The sequence below is a fragment of the Vibrio viridaestus genome, assembly GCF_003856525.1.
Classification (GTDB): Bacteria; Pseudomonadota; Gammaproteobacteria; order Enterobacterales; family Vibrionaceae; genus Vibrio; species Vibrio viridaestus.
The window spans coordinates 297,356-312,837 of record NZ_RJVQ01000001.1 but is presented as its reverse complement, the minus strand read 5'-3'; the positions used below and the strand labels follow the sequence as shown (position 1 = coordinate 312,837).

General features: G+C 40.5%; 15 protein-coding genes. 9 read left to right on the top strand and 6 right to left on the bottom strand.

The window, feature by feature from the left end; genetic code table 11:
- Nucleotides 1-260 precede the first annotated feature (260 nt).
- The 4 genes from EES38_RS01470 to EES38_RS01455 form a co-directional block, all read right to left on the bottom strand.
- Complete coding sequence (locus EES38_RS01470; protein WP_124935397.1) at nt 261-1,220, bottom strand: sugar phosphate isomerase/epimerase family protein; 960 nt, start codon at nt 1,218-1,220, stop codon at nt 261-263.
- A gap of 9 nt (nt 1,221-1,229) precedes the next feature.
- Complete coding sequence (gene iolG, locus EES38_RS01465; protein WP_124935396.1) at nt 1,230-2,228, bottom strand: inositol 2-dehydrogenase; 999 nt, start codon at nt 2,226-2,228, stop codon at nt 1,230-1,232.
- 36 nt (nt 2,229-2,264) lie between these two features.
- Nucleotides 2,265-3,971 (bottom strand): purine-cytosine permease family protein, encoded by a 1,707-nt coding sequence (locus EES38_RS01460; RefSeq protein ID WP_124935395.1) that lies wholly within the window; start codon nt 3,969-3,971, stop codon nt 2,265-2,267.
- A 363-nt stretch (nt 3,972-4,334) separates the two neighbouring features.
- Complete coding sequence (locus EES38_RS01455) at nt 4,335-6,335, bottom strand: sigma-54-dependent Fis family transcriptional regulator (RefSeq protein WP_124935394.1); 2,001 nt, start codon at nt 6,333-6,335, stop codon at nt 4,335-4,337.
- A gap of 334 nt (nt 6,336-6,669) precedes the next feature.
- Here EES38_RS01455 and EES38_RS22085 point away from each other — a divergent pair, with 334 nt between their 5' ends.
- From EES38_RS22085 to modD, 4 genes are all read left to right on the top strand, one after another.
- Nucleotides 6,670-6,840, top strand: coding sequence for a hypothetical protein (locus tag EES38_RS22085; protein ID WP_166434187.1), 171 nt, complete (start codon nt 6,670-6,672; stop codon nt 6,838-6,840).
- A gap of 30 nt (nt 6,841-6,870) precedes the next feature.
- A complete protein-coding gene (locus tag EES38_RS22080) occupies nt 6,871-7,047 on the top strand; it encodes a hypothetical protein (protein ID WP_166434186.1) in 177 nt (58 codons plus the stop codon).
- 350 nt (nt 7,048-7,397) lie between these two features.
- Nucleotides 7,398-8,531, top strand: coding sequence for a glycerate kinase (locus EES38_RS01450; RefSeq protein WP_124935393.1), 1,134 nt, complete (start codon nt 7,398-7,400; stop codon nt 8,529-8,531).
- A gap of 130 nt (nt 8,532-8,661) precedes the next feature.
- Nucleotides 8,662-9,498, top strand: a complete 837-nt coding sequence (gene modD / locus EES38_RS01445) for a ModD protein (RefSeq protein ID WP_124935392.1) — start codon at nt 8,662-8,664, stop codon at nt 9,496-9,498.
- Here the strand turns inward: modD and EES38_RS01440 are convergent.
- The gene (locus EES38_RS01440) at nt 9,495-11,021 is read right to left on the bottom strand and encodes an EAL domain-containing protein (protein WP_124935391.1); all 1,527 of its coding nucleotides are present in this window, start codon (nt 11,019-11,021) and stop codon (nt 9,495-9,497) included. The genes modD and EES38_RS01440 overlap by 4 nt on opposite strands.
- A 188-nt stretch (nt 11,022-11,209) precedes the next feature.
- Between EES38_RS01440 and EES38_RS01435 the strand changes: the two genes are divergently transcribed.
- The gene (locus EES38_RS01435) at nt 11,210-12,271 is read left to right on the top strand and encodes an FAD:protein FMN transferase (RefSeq protein WP_124935390.1); all 1,062 of its coding nucleotides are present in this window, start codon (nt 11,210-11,212) and stop codon (nt 12,269-12,271) included.
- A gap of 147 nt (nt 12,272-12,418) precedes the next feature.
- A complete protein-coding gene (locus EES38_RS01430) occupies nt 12,419-12,967 on the top strand; it encodes a DUF2301 domain-containing membrane protein (protein WP_124935389.1) in 549 nt (182 codons plus the stop codon).
- Between the two features lie 72 nt (nt 12,968-13,039).
- On the opposite strand, the gene EES38_RS01425 is transcribed toward EES38_RS01430, so the two are convergent.
- Nucleotides 13,040-13,222 carry a hypothetical protein gene (locus tag EES38_RS01425; protein WP_124935388.1) on the bottom strand — a complete coding sequence of 61 codons (183 nt, stop codon included), beginning with the start codon at nt 13,220-13,222 and terminating at the stop codon, nt 13,040-13,042.
- Nucleotides 13,223-13,628: 406 nt separating this feature from the next.
- On the opposite strand from EES38_RS01425, the gene EES38_RS01420 reads away from it, so the two are divergent.
- The 3 genes from EES38_RS01420 to EES38_RS01410 all read left to right on the top strand — a co-directional run bounded on the left by EES38_RS01420 (nt 13,629) and on the right by EES38_RS01410 (nt 15,448).
- On the top strand, nt 13,629-14,093 hold the full coding sequence (locus EES38_RS01420; protein WP_124935387.1) for a DMT family transporter: 465 nt from the start codon (nt 13,629-13,631) through the stop codon (nt 14,091-14,093).
- A 50-nt stretch (nt 14,094-14,143) separates the two neighbouring features.
- Nucleotides 14,144-14,626: an NUDIX domain-containing protein gene (locus EES38_RS01415; protein ID WP_124935386.1), complete on the top strand. Its 483-nt coding sequence runs from the start codon at nt 14,144-14,146 to the stop codon at nt 14,624-14,626.
- Between the two features lie 162 nt (nt 14,627-14,788).
- Nucleotides 14,789-15,448 carry a cyclase family protein gene (locus EES38_RS01410; protein WP_124935385.1) on the top strand — a complete coding sequence of 220 codons (660 nt, stop codon included), beginning with the start codon at nt 14,789-14,791 and terminating at the stop codon, nt 15,446-15,448.
- Nucleotides 15,449-15,482: the final 34 nt, after the last annotated feature.

Below are 15,482 nucleotides of genomic sequence, written 5' to 3'. Positions count from 1 at the left end.
GTTATCCTAAAACTTAGTAATTCGTGTGATGTTCTACCACTCCATTCTAGCAATGATTACGTCCGTTGGGATGAGCTAAAAACGTGGTTTCTATCACGCTTTAGATTAATTTTGTGTCTAATTTTATGACATATGATAGTTACGTACGGCGAATTATCCAAATGTAACTGATTGAACATGATTATTGTTTTATGCAAAACATAAAAAAGGAGCATTTTTGCTCCTTTTTACTTTGCACTACATTGAGTTATAGCCAGATATTAGATCTGAGGCAGTTCGTAGTCTGACGGTTCAAACATTGCGACACGTTTGAGAAGATCGACTGATTTGATAACCCCCTCCATTCTCGAAAGATTCATATCTTCATGCTCGATATTGAGTGTCAAATCTGGGCTAACGTAAGTTGCGAGAAGATAAACAAACTCTCCCCACCATGCTTCAGGTTGTCCATAACCTAATGTGACGTAAGACCAGCTTCGCTCTTTAATCATATGCATAGGCCGATGATCGAGCGCTGTGGATGTACCACGATTGAATTTATCAATATAGGCATCTTTCGCATGCACAGAATAAATCATGTCTGCGGCTTCTCGGATAAACGCCATGGGATCACCGCCCATCCACAGAATATGGCTCGGGTCAAAGTTCAACCCAACCGTTTCCCCCCCAATTTCTCGAATATGTCTAAATGTTGGTAAGTTATAAGCCAATTGCTGGCCTAATAGTTCAACACAGAGTTTGACTCCAGATTCACGAGCGACATAGGAAATTTCACTCCAGTACTTTTCTGCAACTTCCCATTGATACGCAAGTATATCCTGAGTTTCTGGTGGCCAGGAGGTGACAATCCAGTTGGGATATTGATCTCCTCGACCACCAGGAAGTCCAGACATCATCACCACTCTTTCAACGTTCATCAATTCAGCTAACTTTATCGTATCATCAACGCATTTTGCGTGGATGGCTCCCGATTCTCCTGGATGGAGCTGATTGCCGTTGGCGTTGAATGATGAAATCGTTAAGCCATGATCATCCATTTTTGTTTGGAAGTCTCTTCTCGCTTGAGAACTGGCAAGGAGTTTTTGGAGGTCGATGTGTGGTGCTGTCGACCAGTTGCCAGTTGCAAACTCAAGGCAATCTAATCCGAGCTGAGATGATGTTTTGATAACATCATCGGTCGATAGATTGGCCAGACTGTCTGTTACAAGACCTAATTTCATGCGATCTCCCTATAGACTGACTTTGACGACTTTGCCTGTGTTCATTGATTCAATAGCGGCTTCAGCCAAAAGGAGCGCTTTAAGGCCGTCTTCTGCACTTGTTGGTGGCTGCTCTCCTTTATTGATGGCGTCAATAAACGCAGCCCATTGGTTCTTGAACGCGTCTACGTAACGTTCGAGGAAAAAGTGCAGTGGTTTTTGTGCCTGAGAGCCGCCTTCATCGGTAATTTTTACTAAGGTTGTTGTTGGAACGTTCTGAACTGACAAGCAACCTTTTGAGCCATGAGCTTCGATACGTTGGTCATATCCATAGCCGGACCGACGACTGTTATTGATTACCGCAATTTTTCCTGATGCAGTTTGTAGTGTTACAACCCCAGTATCGATATCACCAGCATCTTTAATCGATTGTTTTACCAACGCTGCGCCACAAGCGGAAACCAATACGGGCTCCTCGCCAAGTTGAAATCTTGCCATATCAAAATCATGGATTGTCATATCTCTAAACATTCCGCCTGAGGCAAGTAAGTAGTCGTCTGGTAGTGGAGATGGGTCACGAGAACAAATTTGTAAATGTTCTAAATCGCCAATTTCTCCCGCTCTTAGCGATTTATTCAGGTGAGCATGATTGGGGTCGAAACGGCGGTTAAAGCCTATCATGCATGGCACGCCCGTTTTTTTTACATCTGCAACACACTGTTTTACTCGCTCGATATCCAGATCGATAGGTTTTTCACAAAAGACCGCCTTTTTACCTGCTTGAGCTGCCATCACTGTAAACTCAGCATGTGTGTCGGTACTTGTTGCTACCAATACGATGTCCACATCGGGCGAGTTTATAGCGTCTTGAACGGATAGTACTTTGGCTCCATATTTACCCGCTAACTCTTTAGCTGATGATTCAACCATATCGGACACAGAATAGAGTTCTGTATCAGGGTGTGCAGTGATGTGTGTAGCGTGGACGTGAGCAATACGGCCAGCGCCTAATAATGCAACTTTATACATTTTACGTACTCCTGGTTTAACGTAATTGGATAAAAACTATTCTTCACCTGTATCGGATTTAACGACGTGATAAAGGGCTGAACAGAAATAAATGATTGTTGGTATTAGTACTGCGGTTTTGAAGTCCGCTAGTTCGTTAACAAAATTGCCATGGAAATTAAACGCTCTGATACCCATATAGGCCATAACGATTAATGCTGCGATGGCAATCCACTTAGACAATTTGATGTCAAATGGAACTTGGTGTGCTTGGTTTTCTTCTTGCTCTTCAACATCTGATGGATCGAAAGGAGGCGCGATATAAAGTGTTTCCTGATCACTTGTTATATGGCTTGCTTCCATTTTGACCATCACTAAGTAGAGTACGAGAGCGAACACAAAAGCAGGAATAAATGCATAGAAAAGATCAATCATACCGCTTAGCACTGCACTGTATGAGAGTACAACTGTAAGCCCCCATGTCACAGCCGCTGGTTTGCTCAAGCGCTGACCTTTAATTTCATTCCAGCAACGTGCAATATTAAGTTTAGGCAGAATGAAAAACTCTGCGACTAAAATTCCCCCAATCGGTAGACTCAACAGATTGACGTATGCAAGTAGAGGCATCCAGTATTGGAAAACAAATGGAAAGCACCCAATAACCATTCCGATGATGCCCGCCACAACAGTCGTTTTAGTTCTGGAATTGCTACCAGTTAACGCCTGAAATGCAACACCAGCTCGGTAGAAAGATGGGTTGGATGTTGTCCAGCCAGCCAAAAGAACAGCCAGAATACCGATATATCCCAAAGCTTGATAAGCAACGTCTCCAGAGTCGATAGTCAGAATGTTTTTCTGTAGAGCCGTCGCCGCTAGGGCACCCATTAAGCCAGCCATGCACCAAGCCATTGTGTGACCAATAAACATGCCGAACGCGGAAAAAAAGCCGTACCAACTTTTGCGGGCAAAGCGCAGTATACTCATATCACCCATTGAAAGATGGAATGGAAGGTTGCAGCCCCAAGCAAACGCTGCGATTTGCCACATTGACAGTGATGGTCTGCCATCAGGCGTAACTCCAGTCCAAACAAACTCACGTGCAATACTTGGGATTTGAGATAACGATACCGAGTCTTGACCAAGAGTTACGTATGCTAAATAGGGGAACGCTAGCATACCGCCAAGGACAAAGCATAGGGTTAACCAAGGCGCACAAATACTCGCAAATTGAGATAAGCGTTTAAAACCAGCGACAGCGAGGTAAACGACTATCATGCCAATACAGCAGGCGAGAACAACAAAGCCAATTGATTGTGGGTACCACGCTGTGTTGTTCTGCATTCCAAACAGAACACGCATTGCTGAAGCGGATACCGTGATCATCGCGGCTCCACACAACAAGAATGAAAGTCCGTTGATCAAATTAAATAAACTGCAGAATTTTGGCCCACAGACTTTTTCGAGTAAGGCATATAGACTGAGCCTTGTTTTTGTTGCAACAGGAGCACATAACAAACCCCAGCAGAGGACGGCCATGATATTACCCAAAACCAAGCCAACCACGACATCAAATGCCTGAGCTCCCCACATAACAAAAGTCACGCCGAACACGAATTCAGTACCTGCGACGTGTTCGCCGGAGAAAGCACCAATAAAGTGTCCTGCGCCTAAAAGGTTTCGGTTTTCTATCGGTTTATCTGCGGATTCTTCTGCAGAGGTTGTTATGGAGTCGGTAACCGGAGTATCAATTGTTGTATCACTCATGATTAGATTCCCTCAATGTTTTACGTTATTAGAAAATAAAAATTCGATTTATATAAATATTGTTATTTAGGTTGTTAGAAGGATATTTCTTCTCCTTGTTTATATTCCTAACTTTGATTTTTACTTATTTAATTAAGGCAAAAGGTATGCCAATAATAAAAGGGCTTTTATGTGATAGGGAACTCATGAATAAAATGGAATTGTGTAAAATATCTTTACATGTAAAGTGACATGTAAAGATATTTTACACTGTATCCTGCGTGTCTTTGTATGGAAAATATTTTATAAACAGCATTTTATGATATATTTTTTGGGGTGTTAGTAACGCTGGGCTAAGAAGCGGCGAAGTTTCGTATTTATGGTTTAATTTCTGAATTGCTCCAAATTAATTGCCCATTTTTTTAATTTACTGTAGAGGCTTGGGCGTGAAATACCAAGATCTTGTGAACTCTTTCTAATATTACCTTGGTTCTTAATCATAATAGTAATAATATGTGCTCTTTCTTGAGCCTCTAAATTAATATAATTTGAAGTATCTAAAATAGATGTTTTTTGAGATCGTTTCAGATCCACCAAATTCATATTGTTTGGCGAGTTTTCTTGGGTTAATTCAGGTGGGAGGTCCTGAAGTCTAATTGTTAAACCCGTAGTCAGATTAAGTATTCGTTCAACGATATTCTCTAGTTCTCGTACATTTCCCGGCCATGGATAATCCAGCATAGATTCCATCGCTTCGGAAGAAAAAGTGGGGCTTATCCGTTTGAGATTATTACAAATTCGGTCAGCAAAAAACTCAATCAAGGATTGTATGTCTTCTTTGCGATCCCTGAGCGCGGGAATAATGATAGAAATTACGTTTAAGCGGTAATATAAATCTCTACGAAATGAGTGGTGATCCACCATATCCAATAAGTCACAGTTGGTTGCAGCAATAATTCGGACGTTCAATTTGAAGGGCTTTGATGACCCGATTCGTATCACTTCGTTTTCTTGTAAAACACGCAATAAACTGGTTTGTGCTTCTAATGGCATTTCTCCAATCTCATCTAGAAATAGTGTTCCGCCTTCGGCTAACTCAAACTTTCCAGGTGCTCCACCACTTCTAGCACCAGTATAGGCGCCACTGACATACCCAAAAAGTTCACTCTGCACAAGATCGCGAGGAATGGCACCACAGTTAACGGCTATGAAAGGGCCATTGCAACGACTGCTGGCGTTGTGGATGGCTTGCGCAAACAGCTCTTTACCCGTTCCACTTTCTCCTGTTAGCAATACTGTGCTTTCGGCTCGGCTACAAGATTGTGCCTGTGTAATGGTGCTGACGAGCTTTTTCGATTGGCCGATAATTTGGTTGAAGGTATAAGTTGCACCAGCACCCATCACTCTGCGAGTTATAGCCTGAATGCGTTTATTTTCTCTTAGTGAGAGGACTCTGCCACCGTCAGGCGTTTGCATGAGTGAAATTAAGCAAGATATGCGCTGATTAGGCGCAGGAATAAAGACAACTTCACGATCATTGCAAGGAGACATTAACATTAACTCAGTATCTTCTGGGCTGAGAATTCGATCTATATGTGTACCAATTAGGTTTTTGCCAAAAAAGATTTGGTTTGCGTAGCGGTTTGCTGTTTTTATTAAGCCATTTCTATCAGTAACAATGACACCTTCATTCAATGTCTCTAGTATCGAGCGTTGCTCGGCGAGTAGTTGGCGTAAAATCAGTTGTTGCTCAATTGCTTCCGCTGCGGCTTTTACTGTGCCAAGAGTGTGCTTATTAAATTCTCCACGAGTCCCAGTGAGAGTTAATACACCAATCAGCTCTCCCTCATTATTCCGTATGGGTGCCGCAGCACAATGCTGGTTTCGTTCTCGTAAACCGAGTTTCCAGTTTTCTCCGCTCGCTGTGTAAACCAAGCGGTTTTCAATTAAGCACCTCGCTGTGCTGTTCGTACCTAAAATATCTTCGGTAAGAATACTGCCGACAGGCGTTAAATCTAATCCACAGTACGCCAGAGTCACTCCACCTGAGTTAGTCAGGTTTATATGTCCATGAGGATTAAATGCGAGCAAGTTATCCATGATTCCCTGAGCGACGTTAATAAGCTCTTTCTGAGCTTGCAGAATATCCTTCAATTCGGCTTTACTCACATAGGTATAACTGAATTGATTAGGGTCTACGTTTGCGTTTCTCGATCGTTGCCAAGACAATAAAATAGAAGGGCGAATTTCGCTCGGGCTTTCATGTTGCAAGAACTTTTTCCAACCTTTCCAAAGCCGACAATTAAACTCCTCAATATCCTCATTTCCAGGAAGACCTTCGATATCATCATAAGTAACATTGAAATTTGGTTTATCGTTAAACATGTTTGGCCTTTTCAGAGATGTAGGAAGGGAAACGTATCGGGTGCCCAGATTATGACCTATTCTACCTATGTTTGACTTACCTATTTTGTGATTGATTTCCCTCAATTGACGTTCGAATGAGGGATGGTGTTAATTGTGTGCTTCAAGACTGATTTTATTCACTTCTTTTCGAAATTACCTTTCAAGCGACCAACTGAATAGCTGTATCTAGGTGATATTTATGAAATAAAAATTTCATTTAAAAATAAATTACAATATTTATTGCAAGTTATGTGACTGGTGTCTAAAATATCACCACAAACTGAAATAAAATTACAAAAAGTAGGAGTTCAATATGTTTACCCAATATAAATACAGCGTTTTTAACTTCGATAGTCCTTTTTACCAAACAGGAAATGAAGTCGCTAACCGTCCCACATCTGGCAAAGCAAATAAAGTTGCCAAACCTGTAAAACGTTCAACGCTCTCATTTGGCAAGTTTTTTCTTCGACCAGAGATCGCTTAAGCTAGTCGATATGAGAGGAGTCAAAATATCATGTTGATCAAATTAACCTGTAGTATCTCTAACCTTAATGACTCGTGCAGAGCGAAACTGGTAGATTCTCAGAAATTTGGTTTTGCACACAAATCTTTAGGAAAACCTTCAGAGCAAGAAGGAATATTAAGTTTCATTGCTCAGCACACGGCGGGAAATCTGACGTTAAGCGCGTAAACTTAAGTTCTAAAATTGAATGGGGGGAGTTATATAATGATGATGAGCTCTCCTCGATATAACCTCGATAGAGTTTCTGCGTTCTATAAATTTGTAACTAATACTGAAATTTAATTACAGAGTTAACTGTCGTTGACCAATGATTACTGCTTTATCCCATTCCATTTCAACTTTTAACAGAGTTACCTTCATTGTTATTTCTACCTATTTTTTATTATCTCTAATCGCACGCAAGCTGAATATTGATCATGTGAGACGCAAAAGTCTTGATTGGATAAATAATCTACAAACCGTCCAGTTATATTGCTATATTGAAAATTCAATGCTCTAGCGGAACATAAGGACGTGAAATGAAAATTGTCATAGCCCCAGATTCCTTTAAAGAAAGTCTGACTGCAATGGAAGTTGCCGAGTCTATAGAAAATGGCTTTAAAGAAGTTTTCCCCGAGGCCGAGTACGTAAAAGTTCCTATGGCCGATGGTGGAGAAGGGACCGTTCAGTCAATAATTGATGCGACCGGAGGATCACTTGAGTCCGTAACAGTAACCGATCCACTAGGTCGATTAGTAGAAAGCTTTTGGGGACTCTCTGGAAATGGAAAAACGGCTGTTATCGAAATGGCTGCAGCATCTGGAATTCATTTAGTTCAACCCAGTGAGCGAAATCCTCTAATTACCTCTACTTATGGTACTGGCGAGCTGATATTAGCGGCACTTGATCGAGGTGTTGATAAGATAATTCTCGGTATTGGTGGCAGTGCGACAAATGATGCTGGCTGTGGAATGCTGCAAGCTTTGGGCGCTAAGCTCTTGAACCAGAGAGGTGAATCAATAGGACCTGGCGGTGGTGCGATAGATGAACTGGCTGATATTGATCTTAAGGGATTGGATCCTCGGTTAGCAAAGGTGACGTTTGAGGTTGCTTGTGATGTTGATAATCCTCTTTGCGGACCAAAAGGGGCATCGGCGGTCTTTGGGCCGCAGAAAGGGGCAACCGATGATATGATCACTCAGCTAGACGCGAATCTTTTGCACTTTGGTCAAAAGGTGAAAGAAACAACAAACGAAGATATTATTCATCTGGCGGGTGCCGGTGCAGCTGGCGGGCTTGGTGGATGTTTAGCTGGTTTATGCGGTGCCGTTTTAAAACCGGGCGTGGACATTGTCATAGAAGCGGTTGCTCTTGCACAAGCTATGCATGACACAGATTTGGTCATTACTGGTGAAGGCCGTATTGATAGCCAGACGATTTACGGTAAAACACCGATTGGTGTTGCAAAAGTGGCAAAGCAGTTTGATATTCCTGTTATCGGTATAGCGGGAGCGTTAACTTATGACTGTGGTGTCGTTCACGAGCACGGTATTGATAGCGTATTTAGTGTTGTTCCCAGAGCTGTCGAGTTAGATATGGCACTTAAAGAAGCGGATAAGAATATTTATTTGTGCGCAAAAAATATTGCAGCTCTACTTAAAATATCTCTGTAGCCTGTTTCTGGCTACTTTGAATAAATTCGAAAATTCATTCAGTAAAGAAGCAATCTGTTTAATATCAACTATCCTTTCAAAGAAGTAAGTGTGACTTAATTTCAATATATCCAATCGAGGATGATATTAAATGGATTGCGTTCTCTCTGATGCTGAAATTCAGACGCTTCTATTCAAAGAAGCGCCTTATGGCGATTTCACAACCTCTCTTTTAATCGGGTACAGTACAGCCTCCATGGTTTTTAGTGCAGAGAAAGATATGTCACTATGTGGCGTGGAAGAATCCGCGAGAATGGCAATGCTCAAAGATCTTCAAGTAGAGATTCATGCGCGGTCTGGGGATTTTATTCAGGCGGGAGAACCAATTCTCACCATTTCAGGTGGGATTGGAGAGTTGTTCACTGTTTGGAAGGTAGCGCAGACACTAATGGAGTGGATGAGTGGTGTCGCATCTTATACCTCTGAATTGGTAAGAGCTGCTGATGGCGTTACAGTTGCCTGCAGTCGTAAACAAATTCCTTTTACGAAAGCTCTGTCAGTCAAAGCCGTTCGGGCTGGGGGAGCAATAATGCACCGGCTCGGGTTTTCGGATAGCTTACTTATTTTTTCTGAACACAGACAGTTCTTCAATCGAACGGAACAAGAAGTCATTGATTATCTGTCCCATAGTGCACCTGAATACAGAACGTCCGTCGAAGTACACTCTATTGATGAAGCAAAACGTTGGATTCGTAGTGGCGCTGAAATAATACAGCTCAATCAATTTTCTGCCTATGATGTAGCTGTGTGTAAGCAGTTTGTTAATTGGGAAGGATTCAAAACTAAGCTTGCCGTTTATACTGATATTACTTTGCGAAATGTGAGTGATTTCGTTTCCTCAGGTGCCGATATTCTGGTGACATCAACGCCATACTACGCTCAGCCTAAAAGAATCAAAACACAGCTAACTGGAGGTACGGGCAGTTAACTTGTCTTAATGTACTTGTCTATGAACTCTTCAATCGATATAGGTTTTTCATAAAGATATCCCTGATACAACGTTACGTTCTTGTCTCTTAAATATTGCTCTTGGGCTTCGGTCTCAACACCTTCAGCAATCGTTTCGACGTTAAGCCGCTGCGCTAGGTCAATAACATTATCCAATAACTCTATACGGTAATTAGAACTATTAATGGCCTTCACATAACTCCGATCAACTTTTAGATAATCTACGTCCATTTGATGTAAATACTTTAGCGAGCAATGTCCAGTACCAAAGTCATCCAAAGCAATTAATACATTTTCTTCTTTTAGCGCGTTTATCTTCTGTATGTAAATCGATTCTCCGGGTAACTCCAATCGCTCGGTAATCTCAATCACCAGGCTGTAATTTTGCCCTTCTAGTTCTCGCTGGAACTGGCGACAGTCGTTTAACAACATGTCATCAGAAAACTGAACGGCAGAAGCATTGAAGCCGATATGTAAAGGAATCGATCGATGATTTTGGTTGTATAGCTTTAACTTACTGGCAACCTCTACCATCAAATGCGTGGTAATCTCCTTGATTTGTCCTGTATGTTCTGCTCGGTCGATAAAGTGATAGGGTGAAAGAATCTCCCCATTTCGTTTCCAACGCACTAATACCTCAGCGCCAATCATAAACCCTGAACGATCAAATAGAGGTTGCAGATAAGGTATAAATTCATGACGTCGAATACCAACTTGAATTTTGAGAGTCAGCAGATCGACATTAGATAGATATCGATATAAATGGTTGGCTATTGCAACACCAGCGAACAGCCAGAGGAATAGAATATAACCATAATCTCGGACTAGAAAAGTGGAGAAGGACATAAGTGAGTAGTAATAGCCCGTGCTGAAAAGGGATGTTTGCTGGCTTTCCACAACGATATCTTTGGGTTCAGCGATCCAACTCATTCCGTCTGGACTGATAATCGTATTCTTGATTCGAATAAAATTACTAAAATCGCTGTTGGTATTACGAAGGGCCTCAGTTATTTCCTTAGGATGTAATACAAATCCGACAATACTTTCATTACCTAGCCCAAAATGCACAACAATTAAACCAGAATGATCGCTGTTAAACGTCGAACGAATTTTTTGTTTTACGAAGGTTATTTCTACGGTTTTATTCCCCATATCAAGAGTGTCTTCAAGAGGAATCGCGCTTTTCCCAGATATGGTATTGCAAGTAATTATGCCATTTTCTACGAGTCCGATACTTCGGATATGAGAGCTAGATAAAATGACATTATTGGCTTGAACTAAAAATGTTGTACAGCTTTCACTATGGGCGAATTTTTCTAGTGAGTTATGGTAACTTTTATCAAATTCTTTGAGCATATGATTGAAACGATCATAGACGAATTTTGATTCAGTATTTGCTTTGTGGGTAAAGCTGAAATACGCAACGAAAACAATCAGAATAAAACCAATTGTCGTGAAGAAGAAAGAGAATAACTTGGATGTTTGGTCTTTTTCTTTACTCATACTGCTGTAATGTCTTAATAAGACTGAAATATTGTTCTTCTTATAGCGTAGACGATATTTTTTAACAATAGATAACTATATTTAGAGTTTATATTGTTGATCAAATTATAATTTGCTTGGGTTAATACATAGTATTCATCTGTTACTGCTGATAAAATTTCTGAATTACGCTAATGATGGAATAAGAAATGTCTGTATTTCGAATAATCACACAAAATCCATGTATAAAGGCCGCAGGATTCGTTGTTGTACTTCTGGCAGCCGGATGTTCAAAACAGCCTGAAATCAAAAAAATTGAAGGTTTTGCTCAGGGGACGACATATCACATCAGTTGGTGGTCTGATAATCCTGTAGAACAGTCGACCATAAAGTCGTTGTTTTCTCAAAAATTGGCTAGTATAGATAAAGAATTATCGACCTACAGAGATGATTCTTATATCTCTGAATTCAATCATAGTAAGTCGACTGAATGGCAACCTGCGTCTGATGATTTCATACAACTGTTGCACTATGCGCAAAGTGTCAATCAGAAAACCGATGGGTGCTATGATCCTACGGTGGGACCACTATTTAACCTTTGGGGCTTTAAGAAAGATGTCTTGCATGTTCCTAGTGAAGAGCAGATTAATGCAGTACGCGGACAATTGGGCCTGGATAAAATCGAGATTGATGAACAAGGTAAACGCATCCGAAAAACCAATGAAGGTGTACAGTTAGATTTTTCATCCATGGGTGAGGGATACACCATTGGTAAACTCAGTCAGATACTTGAAGATAATGGTATTACTAATTATCTGGTTGAGTTTGGTGGAGACATGAAAATAAGAGGGCACAAACCTGGCGATGTTAAATGGCGCATTGCAATTGAAAAGCCAATATCGCAAAAAGAAGGTATTCAGCCATATCAGCTAGTGACAATTAACGATGAATCTGGTGTGACTCTCGATACATCAGGAACGTATCATCATTCTTTCGATGAAAATGGTAAAGAGTATCCACACATCCTTGATCTTCGCACTGGAGCTCCTGTTAATCATAACCTGGTATCCGCATCGGTGTTTGGTTCGACTCCAGCATTAAGTGATGCATGGGCGACTGCCATGCTATGTCTTGGGCCGAAAGAAGGAGCGGCAATAGCGAATAAAGAACAGCTTGAAGTCTTCTTTATTCAAAAGTCGGGTGATAACTTTACTCATTTCCAAAGTAAGGCACTGGCATCTTCAACTCGTATCTCTTTCGATCAAAAGTAATAACTAGGTCCTTTCCCGATTTTGGGGAAGGACCTTCTTCTCAAATGTTGTCACTACTTCACATATAACCATATTTTAATTATGGTTTTTCTTCTTTCTGGTTAAAATATTGGCTATTCATAGAATGTCACTAGAAAGAGAGGAACGATGGCTAATCCTGAACATGTCGAGAATTTGGACATTTTAGATAAACTCAGTGTCTGTTTCTATCGAACTGGAATCACGTTATTTGGTATCGGTATCATTTGTCATGCGATTATTTTATTAACGCCATACGATACGCCTGAGTCACTGCATTATCTATTTGTGTTTTTATCGGTAGGCAGTGCTTTATGTGCGGCAAATGTACACGTTTACAGTAAGCTTGTTCGTTATGCGATTGCGTGGCCTGCATGGCTTGGAATCGTGTTATTCTTGTACGACCAAAACATGAAAGTGAGTTGGCTCGCATTGGGGCTTCTATTTATTACTTTTTCCGGGATTGCTCTTAAAGAGTCATTTTGTTTTAAAGTGTTTGGATTGAAATTTATCCCTGTCTTATTAGCAGCAAGCGTACTACTGATCTTCATGGAGCTCTGGTGGCAGGTAACGATATTAGAGCTTATCGCTGGATTAGTTTTGTGTTATCTAGCAAAAGAAAAATGGAAAATGCCTCTTCATTATGACATTGGTGATAAATCGCGTTACCAAATTTAATTTCTTTTTGTTTGGGTTAGCGACGATAACGCCGCGTTACCCAAAAAATACCCCAGTTGTATTCATACGGATTTAAGCGCTAAAAATTACGTCTCCTTTTTCATTCTTAAACAAGTGTGCTTGTCTACTTTGTATGAGTTGAACTGCGTGCAGTGGAGTGACATGATGGATTTCGCCTTTGGCATACACAACAGGTGCATCCCATGGATTATCTTGATGAGTGCCACTTTGGTCAAATTCGACTAAAACTTTCATACTTTACTTCTCCTCAATGATGGCTATTTGTGATTTTATTTTGTAACCATTTATTAACAGTAAAGGACTTTGCGTGCCACTGCACTATACAAAAGTGAAAGTTAAGTTTGATAAAATATAAAAGCATGTTTCACGTTAATGTGATCTTGGTTGGTTATATTTCTCCTTTATTGAGAAAATAACCTGTATTATCTCCATGTCTTCTGCTGATTTTTCACACATACTCAATATAACTCATAAGCATTCTGTATTTTTAAATGTTTTATTTGTGTTAAATGTTATTGAATAAGAAAAGGTTTATTGTACTTTCTCTATCTAACATCGCTAGAGTGGCGCAGCTTAGGTGTTGCTGCATTGAAGACTCCGATATTAAGTGAATTGCGATCTTGATTTTTAAGGGTACATCATGAGTTATATCTATTTTGTACTGGCACTCATTGCAGGTGCAGCACTATCTATTCAGGCTGCGATTAATAGTCGATTGAGTGATGGAATTGGTGGTCAGCCTTTGGTTGCTTCTTTAATTTCCTTTGCTATTGGTTCTATATGCTTGGGTGTCATCGCCCTCTTTTTTGCCGATTGGCAACAAGTTACATCGTATCTACCTCAGCAGGCTCTTTGGCGTTGGGTTGGTGGGGCTTTGGGCGCCGGAATTGTTTTTACATCCGTATTTCTTGCTCAGAAGCTCGGTGTCGCGAATACAATGTTCTTATTTATTATTGGCCAACTCTTTATGGGAATGGTGATTGATTCCATGGGATTAATTCAAATGCCCGTCCGCCCGGTGTATTGGTGGAAGTATGCAGGAATGACTGTTATGTTAGCTGGGCTTGCATTATTTATGTTTGGTGAAAAATGGTTTTCACGTTGAGATAATGTGGCATAAGATAATAAATTCATTGATTTATACAGGTTGAGGATATGGCAACGCACCGAATTCGTTCTGCTGGAATTTTGTTAGTTCATAATGCGGTACTCTTAGTGAAAATTAAGGATGAGACTGGAGTGTACTGGATTCCACCTGGTGGCGGATTTGAAGAGGGTGATATCAGTACGAAAGGTTGCCTAAAAAGGGAATTTAAAGAGGAAGCAGGAATCGATGTGACTGTTGGCGATCTCATTTGCGTTCGAGAGTTTCTTGAAACGACTGCTGATCGTTATAACGCCGAGTTTTTTTATCACATTATCGATTTTTCGGGTATACCTAACACAGAAAATCTAAAAGGGCTCAATGACGAAGACATTATCCAAGGCGTAGAGTGGGTACCGGTAGAGAAACTATTTTCTATCCGTACTTATCCTTCAGACATTAGTGAGATAGTAAAAGCCATTAAACAGAAACATTATTCCCTGCACTTGGGTAGTTATATTCAAGGAAACGATGAGACAACAGACTATCTATAGTTATTTCCCTTTAAATTAGCTCTTCTTTATTCCTACTATCTTGTTTGTCGGGTATCCCTCATTTGGCATATTTGAACTAACTTTTGTCATTCTCAAACCAGAAAATTTCATAAATTTGTCTAGAGTGTTAACTAAGAATGACGAGACAGGGAATGAAGGAATATGTCTTTAAAAAAATTAGTAGTAAAGGAATACATTGAACTTAACCATAAGATAGAACATGGGATGGAAACCTATCCAGGGCTAAGTAAAGTCGAAGTTTATGAATTTATGCCCCGTTTTGGTAATAACGCATTAATTGACGGTATAAACTTGTTCGGCATCTCTGGAACATATATTGATGCGCCTTATCACGAAGATCCTAATGGCGATAAAATCTGCGACTATCCGTTAGAAAAATTGGTTAACCTACCTGTGATCGTTGTGGATAAACCTGAAAGTCGAGTTTCTTTTGAAGTTGAAGACTTTGCTGGATTAGATGTAGATGGCTGTGCGGTATTACTTAATAGTAAACACGACCGATTTTTTGGTACTGAAGAATACGGGAAAAATACCCCCTATTTATCAGAAGCCGCCGCCTTGTACCTTGTTCAGAAAGGTGTCGCTCTCGTAGGCATTGATTCGCCGTTGGTTGATAATATAGAGACATCTGAGCATGCTATTCCAGTTCATGCGACACTTTTGACTAATGGCGTCGTAATTTGTGAGGATATGACGAATATTGAATCAGCGAAAGGTAAGACCGCTTATTTGACTGCTGTACCACCTAGAGTTCCGCTAGCCAGTTTCCCTGCGCGAGTTTTTGCGACTGTTTTAGACTGATACCAGATGATTTGTCACTCAGATTTTTTAGTTC

Bases quoted from the DNA above. Each gene is read 5' to 3' on its own strand.
- EES38_RS01460 (WP_124935395.1), bottom strand. From the start codon at position 3,971: ATGAGTGATACAACAATTGATACTCCGGTTACCGACTCCATAACAACC.
- EES38_RS01415 (WP_124935386.1), top strand. From the start codon at position 14,144: ATGGCAACGCACCGAATTCGTTCTGCTGGAATTTTGTTAGTTCATAAT.
- EES38_RS22080 (WP_166434186.1), top strand. From the start codon at position 6,871: ATGTTGATCAAATTAACCTGTAGTATCTCTAACCTTAATGACTCGTGC.
- EES38_RS01440 (WP_124935391.1), bottom strand. From the start codon at position 11,021: ATGAGTAAAGAAAAAGACCAAACATCCAAGTTATTCTCTTTCTTCTTC.
- EES38_RS01450 (WP_124935393.1), top strand. From the start codon at position 7,398: ATGAAAATTGTCATAGCCCCAGATTCCTTTAAAGAAAGTCTGACTGCA.
- EES38_RS01430 (WP_124935389.1), top strand. From the start codon at position 12,419: ATGGCTAATCCTGAACATGTCGAGAATTTGGACATTTTAGATAAACTC.
- iolG (WP_124935396.1), bottom strand. From the start codon at position 2,228: ATGTATAAAGTTGCATTATTAGGCGCTGGCCGTATTGCTCACGTCCAC.
- modD (WP_124935392.1), top strand. From the start codon at position 8,662: ATGGATTGCGTTCTCTCTGATGCTGAAATTCAGACGCTTCTATTCAAA.
- EES38_RS01455 (WP_124935394.1), bottom strand. From the start codon at position 6,335: ATGTTTAACGATAAACCAAATTTCAATGTTACTTATGATGATATCGAA.
- EES38_RS22085 (WP_166434187.1), top strand. From the start codon at position 6,670: ATGTTTACCCAATATAAATACAGCGTTTTTAACTTCGATAGTCCTTTT.
- EES38_RS01435 (WP_124935390.1), top strand. From the start codon at position 11,210: ATGTCTGTATTTCGAATAATCACACAAAATCCATGTATAAAGGCCGCA.
- EES38_RS01425 (WP_124935388.1), bottom strand. From the start codon at position 13,222: ATGAAAGTTTTAGTCGAATTTGACCAAAGTGGCACTCATCAAGATAAT.
- EES38_RS01410 (WP_124935385.1), top strand. From the start codon at position 14,789: ATGTCTTTAAAAAAATTAGTAGTAAAGGAATACATTGAACTTAACCAT.
- EES38_RS01470 (WP_124935397.1), bottom strand. From the start codon at position 1,220: ATGAAATTAGGTCTTGTAACAGACAGTCTGGCCAATCTATCGACCGAT.
- EES38_RS01420 (WP_124935387.1), top strand. From the start codon at position 13,629: ATGAGTTATATCTATTTTGTACTGGCACTCATTGCAGGTGCAGCACTA.